Raw genomic sequence first — 14854 nt, forward strand, 5'->3', positions numbered from 1 at the left:
CGGTCGAACGGTCCTCGATAAGAGTGGTCGTTCGGACCGCGTCCACAGTTCCCGATGGACATTCAGTAATTCAGCCCCCCATGTGTCCCACGGTCACCCAGCGGATGGCCCTCGACACCAGCGAGGAGGGTTCCTGGGGCGGCGCTTCAGACGGGGATGCCGCGTCGTCGTCGACGGCGGTGCGCTCTTCGGCGTGGTAACCGGCCTGTTCGACCGCGGCACACAGGTCAGCGATGCTGACGTCGTGACGGGCATCGATGGTCGCGATCTTGGTGGAGATGGCCACCGAGGCGCGCACTCCGTCGATCTTGTTAAGCGCGTTCTCGACCCGGCGCGAGCACGCTCCGCAGGACATTCCGGTCACATCGAGTCGGATCCATCGGGTACCTGTTGCCTCGGTACGGTGTGCGGCTACGTCTGTCACTGCCATCCCTCACTGTCTAACGGCGTCTGGTTGATAAGTCGTTGGGCACGGGTGTTCAGTTCCCGAGAACATCCCTGGGCGAGCAGATTCTGCAACGACGGCGATCTCGCCACGATTTGGCCGACGGTGTCGATGTCCAATGGAAGTGTCGGATACTCGGCCAGGTATTCCGCGTAGGAACGTCCATCGAGCTTGCGGCCCAGGCCGATCCATGCGTCGATCACCGACCAACGCCGCGGATTGGCCCTCGCCCAGTCACTTTCATCCAGCCGGCGCTTCCACTCGTGACTGTCGATATCTTCGGAAGCAACCGCGCCGAGTAATTCCCGGTACGCCACGGTCTGCCCGCGCATCACATCGATCCCCGATCCCAGCTCGTCGGGTCCACCGAACTGCGACAACCTGCGAAGGATGCTCTCCGCCGCCGCGCGGCCGGTCGTCACATCCTCGGTCAACTCCACCGCCGGGTAGGCCTTCAGCGCATGGCAGGCATCGACTACGGACACCAGGATGTCGGCGGACCCGCGTACCTGTTCGGGGGTCCCCAGTACCCGGGGCAAGCGCACGATCGTGAAGTCGAGTTCTCGGCCCGCCCCGGCCACCGCCAATTCCGCGAGTGCCTTGGACGCTGCGTACGGGTACGGAGCCTGACGCGGGTCGACCACGTGAGGCGCGTCGACGTCCGCATTGACGACGTACGTCGACAGGTGGGCCAGCCGGGCACCCGAAGCAACGCACGCCCGCGCCATGGCCGCCACCAATTCCACATTGGCCGAACGAAGTTCACGGTACGGAACCACCACGTTGGTGTTCCCGATGCAGTTGACAACGGTCCGGGTGCCGGTCTCGCGGATGAGCGCCTCCAACTCGACCGGACCGAAACCGGGGACGAGGGGCTCGATCCGGATACCCGGCATGCCGCGCAGCTCCGTCCAGATCCGGGTATCAGGTGGGGCCGACCTCATCGCCAGCACCACGTCAGGACGCGGTACCCCCGAACGCGTCAGCTCCAGAATCGCCTCGGCGAATCCGGTGCCCAGCACTCCCGACGCACCCACCACCAGGATTGGCTCAGCTCCATGAGCTGAGGATTGCGGTGGGTTCGACACCGCACGGGCACGCCGCATCGACAGTGTGGTGACGTCACATTCGATCTCTGCCGCGGTGTCGGCGTCCATCCAGCTGTCTGTGGTCGACATGTCGTGCACCAGGTTTGCCGCGGTGTCGGCGCTGATCAGGTCCAAAATCGACACCTGCCGGCCGAGATATCTGCGCGTATCGGGCAGGATCCGGGCGAGATCCAGCGACCCGACGCCTCCCTGCAGGAGCGAACCGTGCGGCGTGATGGGCCGGTCGAGGCGGACGCTCCACAGAGTGGCGAGACCGGCCGCCGACTCTCCGGGTTCGTCGGCGTGGGTTCCTTGTCCGGATGCGGCAGATGCCGGCAGCCTTGCGGTGTCGATCTTCCCACCGGGCTTTCGCGGAACGGCGGCGACGCTGGTAACTGCGAACGACGGGACCCGCGCATCGACCAGGATGCGCCTGATCCGTGCTGCCGCCGCGGGGTCTTCGCCACCATCGCGGGTCCGCCGAGTCTCGAACCAGATGCCCAGACCGCCGTTGTGAAGCTCAACGGCGATGTCCACCACCGTCGGGTCGGCCACGATCCGTCGGGTGATCTCGGCGGTGTCCACCCGCTTGCCGGAGATCTTGACGAGCGCATCCTTACGGCCCGCGAAGATCGGGTATCCGTCGCCGTCGATCGTTACCCGGTCGGCGGTCGCAAAGACACGCTGCTGCCGCCCGCCGGGCGTGGTGACCAATCCGAAACCGGCACTGTCCACGCCGAGATAGCCGTCGGCCACCATCTGCCCCATCACCACGACTTCGCCGAAGGCGATCACCACCGTATTCGGAACGAGCGGTCGTCCCAGTCGAAGTCGCGCACCGTGCGCGAGCACCTCACCGCCCTCAACGATCGGCAGGTAGGTCACCACGACCGTGGTTTCTGTCGGACCATAGCTCGACACCAGTGAGATGTTCTCGGCGCCGGCGGTCTTGATCCACTTGTCGACGGCAGTCGCACGGACGGGCTCACCGCCGATCACGATCTGTCGCAGACCAGATTCGCGAACAACCGACATCGCGTCGACGTCGTCGCACCATAGCTGCCACACCGCGGTGGGCAGATCGACGATGGTGGCCCCGGCCGCCACCAGATCGGTGCAGAGTGCCTGCAGATCACCGGCTTTCAGAGCAGCGGAACGCACGATTGCCGCGCCGCTGAAAGCTGCACCGAAGATTTCTTCGACGCTGATATCGGATGTCAGCGGCGCGCATTCAAGGATGGTGTCATCCGGCCCCCAGCCGTACGAGCGGGTCACTCCAGCGCAGAACACCGCCAGCGAACCATGGCTGACCTGCACGAGTTTGGGTTCCCCGGTCGATCCGGACGTGGGCATGAAGTATGCAGTCCTGGCCGCGAGGTGCGGGTCAGTTGTCGCCTCGTCGATACGCGCCTCGACCCGCCGCCGATGACCGTCGTCGAGAAGTTGCCGGACGGGAGCCGAGTAGACATCGACGATGTGCGTTGAGATGCCGTTGCCGTACTCGTCGATCCGACGAGCCCGCACTCCCAGCTGATCCTTGCTGTCGCAGACGCTGTAGCCGCAGCCCGCCAAGTGGCACGCGATCAAGAGATCGATCGTCTTGTCGGTGCCATCATCGGTGAGAACCACCACATCTCCTGGTGTCACATCGTTTTCGAGCAGCCAGGTGATCCAGGAGTCGACATGGAGACGCTGTCGACGACACTCGCCGACGGCCCCGGCGCGGCCGAGGAACCACGCGAGAGGCACCGGATGCTCCGGCTTTGGCGCTTCCGATATCGGACGCGGCGTCCCGTCACTCGCGATCGGCCGCCATGCCCCGACCGTCATCGCGATCGGGGAATCCCACATCGCTGTCATCGATTTCAGCGCAGCCGCGACCCGCAACGCCACGTTCGGAGCATTCAGGCGCGGCAGATCGGGCCGAGTCCAGATGTTGAGGGTGAGCGTGCGTCGTTGCTCATCGAGCACCGCAGCAACGGTGACGCCCTCGATCGGGCCGATATCCGACGTCACGGGTGCGTCACACAAGAACGGCGCCAGCTCAGAAGCACAGGGCTCACGGAGAAAATTGAGCGCCAACGTCCCTACGGAGGTTGTCCGATTGATCGCCAGATACATTCGACGGTAGTGCTCTTCGCGCAGCCAGCGGCGCCGACCGGCCTTGACGTAGCCCCGGTCCACCGCGCGCACCACGTCCGCCACCGATGCATACGGCAGGAACCGGACCGGCTGCGCCACCGAGTTGACCAGGCACGTCGCGACATCGAGATCGGGGTCGCCGAACCGGTTGTCCACCGCGTGCACCAGAAGGCACTCGGTGGTGCGACGAATACTCGCGTCCACTGCCGTTGCCGCCGCCGCGACGAGCACGTTCAGCGGAATGTTCTCGCGGTCGGACAGTTCAAGGATCCGGTCGTAATCTTCGCCGAGGATCACCGAGGTTTCGATGAGGGTCCCCCTGGTCGCGAACACCGGGGCCTCGCCATCCGCATGTCCGTGGCCACCCTCCGCTGCGGCCGCGGTGAGCTCCTGTTGCACAGCGATGGTGAGCCGCTCAAGTGATTCGTCGATACGGCTCGACTCCCGACGATGCGCGGTGGCGACACCGGTCAGGCCATCACGGACACCGGCGGTATCAGCCGGGCCGCCGTGCGCGAGCGCGCGCCCGAGGTGGGCCTCGATGATGCCGATCGCTCCCCCATCGAGCAGGAGGTGATGCGCTTGGGCATCGAGGCCACACACCAGGCCGTTGCCGTCGAGATGCACGGTGTAGCGCGCCAACGGCTTTGCGACGATGCCCGATCGCCACTCCTGGGTCAGCGCTGTGCTGTGGTCATCGTCCGACACGTACACGATGTCATCCACATCCAACTGGGGCACGAGGACGGGATATCCGCCGTCATCGGGGGGCGGCACCAGAACACACAGCTGAACGGGGTTGGCGAGGACGGTCTTCCGCAGAGCGGCCAGGAATTCGGCTTGCACCATCGGCCGCAACCGGTAGCGCCTACCGATCAGGTACAGGTGGGGATCATCGTCCCGCAACACTCCGTTGTAGATGTTCTGTTGTGACCGGCTCAGCGGAATACGCAGTGCCTGAGGACCTTCAGACAGGTTCACCCAGCTTCTCCAACTCCTGGACCCAGCCGGTGATCGACAGGTTCTCCGCCAGTCGCCGCGGTAGGTCTGACTCCCGATCGATGCCGAGCCGCTTCATCAACAGAACGAACCGGACCGAGTCCAGCCCGAGATCTCGCAGGTCTGTCGCATCGCCGTCGACGAAATCCGATTCATCGACGTAGAGCACCTCCGAGAGGGCCGCGAGCAGTCTGCCCCTCAGACACTCATCCACCGGTCGTCACGCCCAGTGATGCCCGCATGACCTTGCCCGACCTGGTTCGCGGAATCTCCTGCACGAACCTGATCGTCGAGGGCCTGGCGATCGGTTCCGACTCCTGCCGGAACCGTGCCGCAATAGCGTGTTTGAGCTTCCTTGCCGCTGACTCATCCCGCATCGTCGACGTGACCACCGCCAGACCTACCAGCGCACCGAACTCGTCGTCGGGGATTTCGTAGCAGGCTGCCTCGTCGACGCCGGCGACACTCTCCGCGATCCGATCAACCTCATCGGGCACGATGTTCACCCCACCCGAGATGATCATCTCTGACGATCTTCCCCGGATATAGAAGAAGCCGTCGTCGTGGCGGTCGAGAAGATCCCCGGTGTTCACCCACCCGTCAACCAGAGCTTCCGCGGTACGGTCGGGATTGCCCCAATACCCCAACATGTTCGCCGGGGACTTGATCCACAGCGTGCCCGAGGAAGCCGAACCACGGCCGGACCGAGGCGGCGGGCCGCTGCCGTCATCATCCAGGTGAACTTCCACGCCGGGATACGGCCGTCCCACCGCACCCGCCGCAATTCTGGCGATCGACCCGTCATCGGTGGGGAGGCACAGTGCGGTGCACCCTGTTTCGCTGAGGCCGTAGACCTGCGCGGTATGAACCCCCGCCCCTTCGACAAAGCTGACGTCGGAGGCGACCGCGCGAGATCCGCCATAACCCACCATGCGTAGCGACGGCGGGACCGGAGTTCCGGTGGACCGCAGTTCGGACACCAGCCGGGTCAGTAGCGTGGGAACCAGACATGTTGTCGCTACCTCATTCACGGTGAGGATCTCGGCGATGGACGACGTGTTCTCGCCACCGGTGATGCACGACCCGCCCTGCATCAGACAATTGAGGATCCACCACAGCCCACCGATGTGCGTCGCGGGCAGCGGCGAGTACGTGGTCTCGCCGACGATCCAGTCGATCCAGTTCAGCTGCTCGCGCCGCAGAATGTCGGCAACGGAGTAGAAGGTCCGATTCGGGAGCAGGACGGCTTTCGGCATACCGGTCGTACCACTGGTGAAGATCATTGCCAGCGGGTGTTCTGCTCCTCCAACAGGAGTGCTGGGTAATGGTCCTGAGACCGGACGGTCGGCGCGGACAGCTGCTCCGGCCGTGATGGCGACGTTGATGGCAGGGATCGACCGGAGAGTCCCGAGGTCGGCGGTGCGCAGCCGGCAGCGCGCCGCGATCAGCATCGCACTGGGCGTCGTGATCTCACCGAACCGGTCAATGGTTGCGGCGGGCAGGGTGCCGTCCACCATGACCGCGACGGCGCCCACTGCCGCACAGGCCAGCACCGCCAGGTACGTCTCGGGCCCGTTGTCCGAGATGACGAATACACGACTTCCCGGAGCGACCGATCGGGAGACGAGATCGGCTGCGAGCCTGTCCACTTCGACCATGAGGTCTCGGTAGCGAATGGAACTGGTTCCGTCGCAGCGGCGTAGGGCGATCGTCTCGGGATGTTGCCGTGCCCGCTCGACGATACGTTCCAGCACCGTGGATGGTGGGGGTGTCATAGCCATACCGCTCTTGTACGGGAATCAGGGGATGTTGAGGGCTGCCAGTTCGACTTCGCCGGATGCGGCGCCGCCGTCCTCATCCCAGAATTCGACCGTGCACGGAATCTTGAGATAGCGAATCGTTCGGTCGACAACCTCGAAGTCCTTGCACAGCAACCGCGCCGAGAATCTCTGCGACTTGATCGGACGCTTGAACCGCGATTTGGTCGTCTTGATCAACATGCTGGGGAGTTGGTAGTTGAAGTAGTCCTCGATCGACCAACCCCGGAATTCGGGTATCACCTCGTTGAGGATGGCCGGTGCGAATGCACTGTAGGCGAGTTGGTTGAAGCACAGCACCCACTCGGCGGCGTTGAAGTGGCCGGTATCCCGAATGTATGCGGGCTCTTTGATGCTGAAGTTCCCGACGGCGGATACCGAGCTCTCGGTAGCCTCGTATTCCGCGTCGAGAAGATAGCGGCACCCCTTGTAGGAGTACGGCTCCAGCACCTTCACCAGCAGATCTTCGGGGATCGGCGTCATGCGGGCGATGTCGTACCCACTCGTGACCACAGACAGTGTTTCGGCGGTGCTCATGCTCATACCCCATATCCCGGTGTTGTGAGGCCGTCCAGCATGGTCAGCCGATGTGTCGTCACAGTGCCTGGTGTCGTGCCGTGTTTTGCCCGGTGCATCAGAACCCGGTTGTCCCACAACACGACATCGCCGACCTCGTAGTGCTGGGCATGGATGAACGGCGAGGTGAAATCCGGATCGAGTTGTCCGGTGGCAGTCATGAGTTCCTGCAGCACGGTGGGATCCAAGACACGCCCGTTCCCGTCCTCGATCTTCGTGGTGCCCGACGCGCAGATGTAGAGAATCTCCTGCCCGGTCTGCGGGTGTCTGATCACCGTCGGCCAGGCGATCGGAGGCGTGGTGCCGGAGATCTCGTCCCACACCTCGCCGATCGGCTTGTACACATCGTGCGGGCGAATCTTGATGTGGCGCCGCGGATCATGAGTCGCGAACGTGCCACGCACCGGGTCGCGCACAGCGTCGGGAAGGGACTCCCACACCTTGTTGAGGTCGATGAAGTAAGTCCCGCGGTCACTCCCGGGCACCGCAAGTGGCACCACCATCGAGAAAGCGAATGGCTCGGGCATGAACATGTAGTCGATGTGCCAGAACGCACCGGTCCTGGGTACTCCGTGCCCCTCCTCCGTCGAGGAGACGAAGATCTCTGGGTGGTCTTTGTGGTGATAGATCGGCTCGTAATACGTGACGACATCACCGACGATGCGGCCCAGTCGAAGGAATTCCTCAGGAGTCGGATGGACATCCTTCAGAATCACCAGCTTGTTCTGGTAGACGATCTCGCGGATCTCGTCCCTGGTGACGTCACCGAGGTTCTTGGGGTCGATTCCCGTGACTTGCGCCCCGAGCCCCTCCCCCAACACATTCAGCGTCAACTCTTCTCCCTCGTTCGGCACTGCACAGCGCCGGTGGTGCGACTATCGGATTGGTCGAATCAAACCGGTTGAAAGTTCCCGCTATTCGCGGGTCTCCGGCGAACTGCCCGCCCAGGTGGCGGGCAGCATGGGAACGGATTCCCCGGCGCCGTCGGACGCGCACTGGACCATCCCCGCCGCGGGCGCACTCGTGGCGACCGCAGCGACCCCGGAGAACCCGAGACTGGTTGTCCCGTGCTCACTGGATGCCGGTGACGCGGGCCGGCCGCTCTCGGCGCGCTCCACCGGGTCGGGGTCGTCCAGAAATTCGTAGCGGTAGCTCCTGGCGCGGTCTCGGTTGCGCCCAGCCTGCTTTCGACGGCTACGCGCGACGACCGCTGCCCTGGCCGCCGCAACGGCGGTGACGGTATCTGCCATTCCATCAGGTGATTTCGCGCCCACCCTGGGCCCTGCGGCCACCGCCGGCGGATCCAAACCCGGTACGGCGTAGCCGACGACGGATGGGCCTGGCGGCCCGCCCGCGGCGCCCGGACTGCTCGGGGTGGGCACACCTGACCCCGTACCGGTCTGCGGAACTGCTGTCGAGGCAGTGGACAGGGGCGGTGGCACGCCGATATCGGCTGACCCGCCGGCGCGATGACCCACGTGGACCGCGGCGGGTCCTGGTATCAGCCCAGATGCTGGAACCTGGTTCTGCAGCAGCGCCAGTGCGCTGAGCGCGCTGAGAGCACTGAGCGCCGGCGCGAAGAACGGTAGGAGAAGTAGCGAATACGAGGCGTAGTACGGGTACCAGAGCATGTCGTAGAGCACCAGCGCGATTGCGGCGAGTATGGCGGTCTCGGCCGGGTTGAATCCCAGTTGCCCGAAAAACTGTTGGAACGTCTCGAGGAGCTGCTGGGGATTTCCGGCTCCCGAAATGAGCTCAGAAATCAGTTTCCAGATGTCGCTCAGTTGCAGGTTGCCCGAGGTTGTGCCGGAGGCATCCTGCTGCTCGCTTCGCCCTTGACCGCCCGGCGCCAGGATCGACGGAGCCGGCCGGGTCGGCGGAACCACCGAGTACGCGCTCGCCGCCACCGCTTCGTAGATCATCATCACTTCGGCGGCCTGTAGCCACATTCGCACGTAATCGGCTTCGTTGAGTGCGATGGGGATGGTGTTGATTCCGAAGAAGTTGGTGGCCAACAGAACGCCTTGGGTGACGTGGTTGGCAGCGAGCTCGGCCAGGGTAGGCATGGTCGCCAGGGCGCTGCTGTACGCGGCCGCGACGGTCTCATGCTGCGCGGCGGTGACCGCACTGTCGGCCGAGGCCTGCTCGAGCCACGTCAGGTAAGGGCCGTGGGCTGCCACATACCTTGCGGCGCTCGGACCTTCCCAACTCCCGGCCTGAACTTCGGCCATGATCTGCGTGAGTTCGGCAGCCGCTGCACTGTACTGCGCGCTCAAGCCCTGCCACTCGGCAGCTGCCGCGATCAGTGATCCGGGGCCCGGTCCGGCAGTCAACAACGCCGAATGCACCTCCGGAGGCACCGCAAACCAGAGCGGTGCGGTCACGTCATCACCTCCTCGCATGAGCGTTGATTGCGGCCACACAGGCCGGTACGCGTTGCCTCGTAATTCAGCTAGTCGGGCAGGAGTGCCGGAAAGTTCCCGAGATGTCGGCAATGACCGGTCAACCGGGGCAATGACTCTCGACGGCATGACACGTGTGCCGCTGCTTGTGCGTTGCCGGGTACGGTCGGCGCATGCCAGTCATCGACGCTCGTCACCTGACCGCGATCTCAGAGACCGCGCTACTGACACTGCACCAGCGAGCTACCGAGGCGGCCCGGCCCGACGGCATCATCGACGACCCGATGGCGATCACGTTGCGGGATGGCCTCGGGTACGACTATCAGCATTTCGGCCACACCCATCAAGCCACCGCGCTGCGGTCCCTGGCATTCGACAACGCTTCTCGCCGATATCTCCAGACGCACCCGCGTGCCACCGTGGTCGCGCTCGCCGAGGGACTGCAAACCAGCTTCTGGCGTCTCGACAATGGCGAGATGATCTGGCTTTCAGTGGATCTGGATCCGATTGTGCGTCTGCGTCAAGAATTGCTGCCGTCACCCGACAGACTCCGCCACCTGGCGCAGTCCGCCCTCGACTACTCCTGGATGGATCAGGTGGACACCGCCAACGGTGTGCTCATCACTGCCGAGGGCCTGTTCCAGTACCTCGACCACGATGCGGTGTTCGATCTCATTGCCATCTGCGCCAACAGATTTCCGGGCGGACAGCTGATCTTCGACAGCGTTCCCCGCTTTCTGAGCTGGTACTCGCAAAGACGCGGCATCAGACTCAGCAAGCAGTACACCGCTCCGCCGATGCCATTCTCATTCACCGCCGACCGGTACGGCGAGCTCCGTTCTCTACCAGGAGTTCTCGCGGTACACGAGCTTGCGATGCCAGGAGGGCGGGGCAAGGTCTTGTCGCGCGCCGCGGCACTCGTCTACCGATCGCGCACACTCGAACGTTTCCGCGCACCAACCAACGTCATCGAGTTCGGCTGATACCCGGAAGGGTAGGCGGCACCGAGCGTGGGTCTTGCGCACGGGATCGAACCCATCGCGCGCATGAGACCCACGCTCGGCGACCTGAACGCCGCTATCCCGCGCGAACTTCCGCTGCAGCACTGACCACGTGCCTGAGCGCCGCAGTAACCTCATCAGTGGTGCGGGTCTTCAAGCCACAGTCGGGGTTGACCCAGAGTCGTTCGGCAGGAACCGCTTTGAGTGCTTCACGCAGAGATATGGCAATCTCCTCCACGCCTGGCACCCGGGGTGAGTGGATGTCGTAGACACCCGGACCGACGCTGTTCGAGAACCCGGCCGCATTGAGGTCGGCGAGCACCTCCATGTGAGACCGGGCCGCCTCGATGGAGGTCACGTCGGCATCCAGGTCGGCGATCGACCCGATCACCTCACCGAACTCCGAGTAGCAGAGGTGGGTGTGGATCTGCGTGGAGTCGGTGACGCCGGAGGTGGACAGCCGGAACGCATCGACGGCCCAGCGTAGGTACGCCGCCTTGTCCTTGGTGCGCAGCGGGAGCAGTTCGCGCAACGCGGGCTCGTCGACCTGGATGATGGCGATGCCCGCCGACTGCAGGTCCACGGTCTCGTCTCGGATGGCCAGGGCCACCTGAAAAGCGGTGTCGGACAATGGTTGATCATCCCGGACGAAGGACCAAGCCAAGATGGTGACCGGGCCGGTGAGCATGCCCTTGACCGGCTTGTCGGTCAACGACTGGGCATAGGTGATCCACTCAACGGTCATGGGCTCGAGTCGCGCCACATCCCCGTAGAGGATCGGCGGGCGCACGCACCGACTGCCGTAGGACTGCACCCAGCCATTCTGCGTGGCGAAGAACCCGTCGAGTTGTTCGGCGAAGTACTGCACCATGTCGTTGCGCTCGGGCTCACCGTGGACCAGCACGTCGAGGCCCAGCTGCTCCTGCAATCCGATGACATCGGCGATCTCCGACTTCATCCGGCGTTCGTATTCGGCGGCATCGATCTTGCCGGATCGAAAGTCCGCACGGGCGATACGAATGGCCGAGGTCTGCGGGTAGGACCCGATCGTGGTGGTCGGCAGGGACGGCAGCTTCAGGCGGTCCTGCTGTACAGCACGACGCTGGTCGGCCGGTCCGCGTGTGGAGCCCGAGGCGACGATCGCCGAGATCCGCGCCCGGACTTCTCCGTTGTCGAGTCGTGGATCGGACTTGCGTGAAGCGATGGCCGCGTCGGAGGCGGCCACTTCGGCCGCGATCGCGTCCTGCCCCTCACTGAGACCGCGCGCCAGGGCCGCGACCTCGTCAACCTTCTCGGACCCGAAAGCCAGCCAACTGCGCAGCGCCCCATCCATATCCGACTCCGCGTCAAGCGTATAAGGCACATGCAGCGTCGAGCACGCCGTGGAAACTGCGATCGCCGCGGCTGATTCCCGCAGCGTGGCCAGGGTTCCCAGCGTCCCCGCCAAGTCGGTGCGCCAGATGTTGCGGCCGTCGACCACACCGGCCACGAGGAGCTTGTCCTTCAGCTCTGGAACCGCTGCCAAGCTCTCGGCAGTGCCGGCCACCAGATCGATACCGATGGCCTCGACCGGAGTCCCGGCCAGGGCAGGCAGCGCGTCCGTCAGCTCGCCGAAGTAGGTCGCGACGAACACCGAAGGCCGCTTGTTCAGCGCACCGAGTCGCGAGTACGTCTGCTCGGCAAGCTCGGCAGCGTTGTCCAGGATGTCGGTCACCAACACGGGCTCGTCGAACTGGACCCACTCCACTCCGTGGTCAGCCAGCAGTCCCAGCAGTTCGGCATAGACATCGACGAGTACGTCCAACCGTCCGATCGGCGCGTCGGCCCCCTCGACCGCCTTGGCCAGCGCCAGGAAGGTGATCGGGCCGACGATCACCGGTCGAGCCGGGACACCCTGGGCTGCAGCTTCTTCCAGCTCGCCGAGCACTTTCGCCGGGTTGAGCGCGAAGTTGGTGTCCGGTCCGATCTCCGGCACCAGGTAGTGGTAGTTGGTGTCGAACCACTTGGTCATTTCCAGTGGCGCGATGTCGTCGTTTCCACGCGCGGCAGCGAAATAGCGCTCGAGATCATTGGCGATGCCGTGGACCCGGGACGGCAGTGCACCGACCAGCACTGCGGTGTCGAGCACGTGGTCGTAGTACGAGAAGGTGTTGACCGGGACCGAGTCCAGCCCGGCCGCGACCAGCGATGCCCACGTGTCGCGGCGCAGCGTGGCAGCGACGGACTCGAGTTCATCGCGATCGATCCGTCCGGCCCAGTATTTCTCGACGGCGCGCTTGAGTTCCCGGTTGGGACCGATGCGGGGCGACCCCAGAATCGTGGCGACGAAAGGTGTTGCGGTTGTGCTCATGACGACGTCCTTCAGCGTGCGGGGGATGGCCACCGCCAAGAGACGTCGAACCGAACGCAGCCACCCGCCACGAGTGACCCGCCTTCGGCCACTGCCTATTCCGCGAGGCGATGAACCACCGGGCGCGGCGCGCCCGGTACGGCTGGCAGGTCTTCGGACTCACAGGCACGCACGGAGACCGTGCACCTACTGGCCGTCGCTTCCCAGCTGCAGATCCCTGCGTGCCAGTGCTGATGACGGCGGTCGTTCCTGCATACCGCTGCGGGACAGTCCCGGATTCTCACCGGGTTCCCTCTCACGTCGCATCTGAACCAGCCTGCGGCGCTCGATGTCGGCACCGCAAACACCCCGGCACCGACAAACCAGCTGCGAGCCTGAGACTACCCGCAGCACGCCGGCGGGCACCGGTCAGCGCGGCATCGCGGCCTTGATCTTGTCCACCACATCAGCGGCCTGGGTCACGGATGAACCGTCCGGCTTGCACGCCTGGATGTCCATGACGAGATTGGCGGCAACGGCCAACGCACGCTGGCAGTCGCGCGTCTGATCCCCATCGACGCGGGTGAACGGCAGCGTGAGCTCGGACTCGGTCTTCGTGAGATCGCCGCTCGTCCACTTGGGCAACCGTTCCCCGTTGAGAGTGATGTTCACGTGGTGGTTGGTGCACTTGGACCAGCGGTCGGCCGACTGATTGAGGAAGTCGGTGGCGTCCTGCGCGGACGGGAAGATCACCACCGACTGCACCAGCAGGTTGTCCCAGTTGTCGTTGTCCGGAGCCCTGAGCAAGACCTGACGCATCGCGGCCCAGTGATCCCCGTAGATGGCGGCCTCGTCGACCTGCCACGCCCCCAGGCAATTCAGATTGGGCAGCAGGTTGCGGTGGTCGTTCATCTGGGTGACCGCGGGATGCGCCGTCATCCCATCGGTCCCCATCAGGGTGTTGACCTCTTCAGTGCTGAGCAGCAGTCCCTCTAGTGCCGACCTGGGTACGTCGCTCGGCGGCCCCTGGGCCTCGTCACCGTTTCCGGTACAGCTGGTTGCCACGAGCACGAGCGCAACCAACGAGATCACAAGCCGGATCACGGGCATTCCTTTACTGAAGGCACGGCGCACCGCGCATTCCAACACGATTGAGTTTCCGTCAGGCGTGCGTGCCCGCGGCGGCGCAAGCCATCTGAGCGTTGTTGGCGTCGGTGTTGAGCTGGGTGGCCGTGTCGTTGAGCGATTGACCACCGGTCCGCAGGCCCATCTTCAGCAGCAGCTTCGTGGCACCGAAAGACCACGACCGCATCGGGTTGGCAATATCGGGCGAGAGCCCCGGCGTGCCCGCGGCATTCATCGCCGACGAGGCAGCTTCACGCAGCGCCGTCCGGCCACTCGTGTTCGTGGTGCTGATGGTCGGATCCCCATAGTCGGGGCGCTCCACACCTTCGATGGAATCCGCGAAATCGCCGTAGAAGGTCGATGCCGAATCGAGAGCATCGGCAAACGTCGAGCACGCCGTAACCGCAGGCACGCCGGCGTCATCCGTGCTCGCAACCGGTACCGGGACCGGACCTGCCACCGGCGCACCCGCCGTCACCGGAGGTAGCTCGGGCACCCCGGGCGCCGCCGGCCCCGGCGTGCCGGCCTCGTCACCAGGTTCGGCGAGTGCCATGGGCATGGCGCCGAACCCAACGCTGAAGGCAATGAGCAGCGATGCAATCCCTCGTTCGTACACCTGAGACCACCTCAACGATTCCTCCGTCAGTCGGATAGCAGTTCGGCGCCGAGCGCCACAGTTGACGTCTGCGTCTCACCGACGCATCTGCCGTCCCCCCGGATCACCACACGGTCGAGGGTTCACATGTCCAAAAGGTGAACACCCGGCCAACCCGTTCCCCCTGGCGGTCGTCCATTGTGCGTCGGCCGCCGTCGCCGATGCCTCATATATGTAATGCGCTGCGGCGCAGGGCGTTTCCCAGCAACCTCACAGGTTCGAGAACTTCAGCTGGACGGAAACGCGGCGGCAGTTGTTGGGGCGTTGTTCACCGA

Annotated in this window: 11 protein-coding genes and 1 riboswitch; of the genes, 1 reads left to right on the forward strand and 10 read right to left on the reverse strand. The window is 64.6% G+C overall.

The genetic code is table 11. The features are described 5' to 3' along the window. Positions 1-70: 70 nt before the first annotated feature. The 7 genes from ACZY08_RS24725 to ACZY08_RS24755 form a co-directional block, all read right to left on the reverse strand. A complete protein-coding gene (locus ACZY08_RS24725) occupies positions 71-430 on the reverse strand; it encodes a heavy-metal-associated domain-containing protein (protein WP_463747258.1) in 360 nt (119 codons plus the stop codon). Then, positions 421-4656 carry an AMP-binding protein gene (locus tag ACZY08_RS24730; protein WP_463747259.1) on the reverse strand — a complete coding sequence of 1412 codons (4236 nt, stop codon included), beginning with the start codon at positions 4654-4656 and terminating at the stop codon, positions 421-423. The genes ACZY08_RS24725 and ACZY08_RS24730 overlap by 10 nt, the downstream gene beginning before the upstream one ends. After that, the gene (locus tag ACZY08_RS24735; RefSeq protein WP_463747496.1) at positions 4643-4876 is read right to left on the reverse strand and encodes an acyl carrier protein; all 234 of its coding nucleotides are present in this window, start codon (positions 4874-4876) and stop codon (positions 4643-4645) included. The genes ACZY08_RS24730 and ACZY08_RS24735 overlap by 14 nt, the downstream gene beginning before the upstream one ends. Before the next feature lie 4 nt (positions 4877-4880). Beyond that, positions 4881-6455 carry a fatty acid--CoA ligase FadD10 gene (gene fadD10 / locus ACZY08_RS24740; RefSeq protein WP_463747260.1) on the reverse strand — a complete coding sequence of 525 codons (1575 nt, stop codon included), beginning with the start codon at positions 6453-6455 and terminating at the stop codon, positions 4881-4883. A gap of 18 nt (positions 6456-6473) precedes the next feature. Continuing rightward, the gene (locus ACZY08_RS24745; protein WP_463747261.1) at positions 6474-7028 is read right to left on the reverse strand and encodes an FcoT family thioesterase; all 555 of its coding nucleotides are present in this window, start codon (positions 7026-7028) and stop codon (positions 6474-6476) included. 2 nt (positions 7029-7030) lie between these two features. Beyond that, a complete protein-coding gene (scoE, locus tag ACZY08_RS24750; RefSeq protein ID WP_463747262.1) occupies positions 7031-7900 on the reverse strand; it encodes a (3R)-3-[(carboxymethyl)amino]fatty acid oxygenase/decarboxylase in 870 nt (289 codons plus the stop codon). 81 nt (positions 7901-7981) lie between these two features. Next, positions 7982-9451 carry a PPE domain-containing protein gene (locus ACZY08_RS24755; RefSeq protein ID WP_463747263.1) on the reverse strand — a complete coding sequence of 490 codons (1470 nt, stop codon included), beginning with the start codon at positions 9449-9451 and terminating at the stop codon, positions 7982-7984. Between the two features lie 191 nt (positions 9452-9642). On the opposite strand from ACZY08_RS24755, the gene ACZY08_RS24760 reads away from it, so the two are divergent. After that, positions 9643-10452 carry a class I SAM-dependent methyltransferase gene (locus ACZY08_RS24760; RefSeq protein ID WP_463747264.1) on the forward strand — a complete coding sequence of 270 codons (810 nt, stop codon included), beginning with the start codon at positions 9643-9645 and terminating at the stop codon, positions 10450-10452. A gap of 94 nt (positions 10453-10546) precedes the next feature. On the opposite strand, the gene metE is transcribed toward ACZY08_RS24760, so the two are convergent. The 3 genes from metE to ACZY08_RS24775 all read right to left on the reverse strand — a co-directional run bounded on the left by metE (position 10547) and on the right by ACZY08_RS24775 (position 14483). Beyond that, complete coding sequence (metE, locus tag ACZY08_RS24765; protein WP_463747265.1) at positions 10547-12820, reverse strand: 5-methyltetrahydropteroyltriglutamate--homocysteine S-methyltransferase; 2274 nt, start codon at positions 12818-12820, stop codon at positions 10547-10549. A 127-nt stretch (positions 12821-12947) separates the two neighbouring features. Next, positions 12948-13152: riboswitch (cobalamin riboswitch) on the reverse strand. Between the two features lie 76 nt (positions 13153-13228). Next, on the reverse strand, positions 13229-13903 hold the full coding sequence (locus tag ACZY08_RS24770) for a sensor domain-containing protein (RefSeq protein WP_463747266.1): 675 nt from the start codon (positions 13901-13903) through the stop codon (positions 13229-13231). Between the two features lie 58 nt (positions 13904-13961). After that, positions 13962-14483 carry a hypothetical protein gene (locus ACZY08_RS24775; protein WP_463747267.1) on the reverse strand — a complete coding sequence of 174 codons (522 nt, stop codon included), beginning with the start codon at positions 14481-14483 and terminating at the stop codon, positions 13962-13964. Between the last annotated feature and the right edge of the window lie 371 nt (positions 14484-14854).

The sequence above is a fragment of the Mycobacterium sp. IDUB_9 genome, assembly GCF_055419505.1.

What these genes read in the sequence shown, in the direction of transcription:
- ACZY08_RS24725 (WP_463747258.1), bottom strand. Translation starts at nt 430, where the DNA reads ATGGCAGTGACAGACGTAGCCGCACACCGTACCGAGGCAACAGGTACC.
- fadD10 (WP_463747260.1), bottom strand. Translation starts at nt 6,455, where the DNA reads ATGGCTATGACACCCCCACCATCCACGGTGCTGGAACGTATCGTCGAG.
- ACZY08_RS24760 (WP_463747264.1), top strand. Translation starts at nt 9,643, where the DNA reads ATGCCAGTCATCGACGCTCGTCACCTGACCGCGATCTCAGAGACCGCG.
- ACZY08_RS24775 (WP_463747267.1), bottom strand. Translation starts at nt 14,483, where the DNA reads ATGCCCATGGCACTCGCCGAACCTGGTGACGAGGCCGGCACGCCGGGG.
- metE (WP_463747265.1), bottom strand. Translation starts at nt 12,820, where the DNA reads ATGAGCACAACCGCAACACCTTTCGTCGCCACGATTCTGGGGTCGCCC.
- ACZY08_RS24745 (WP_463747261.1), bottom strand. Translation starts at nt 7,028, where the DNA reads ATGAGCACCGCCGAAACACTGTCTGTGGTCACGAGTGGGTACGACATC.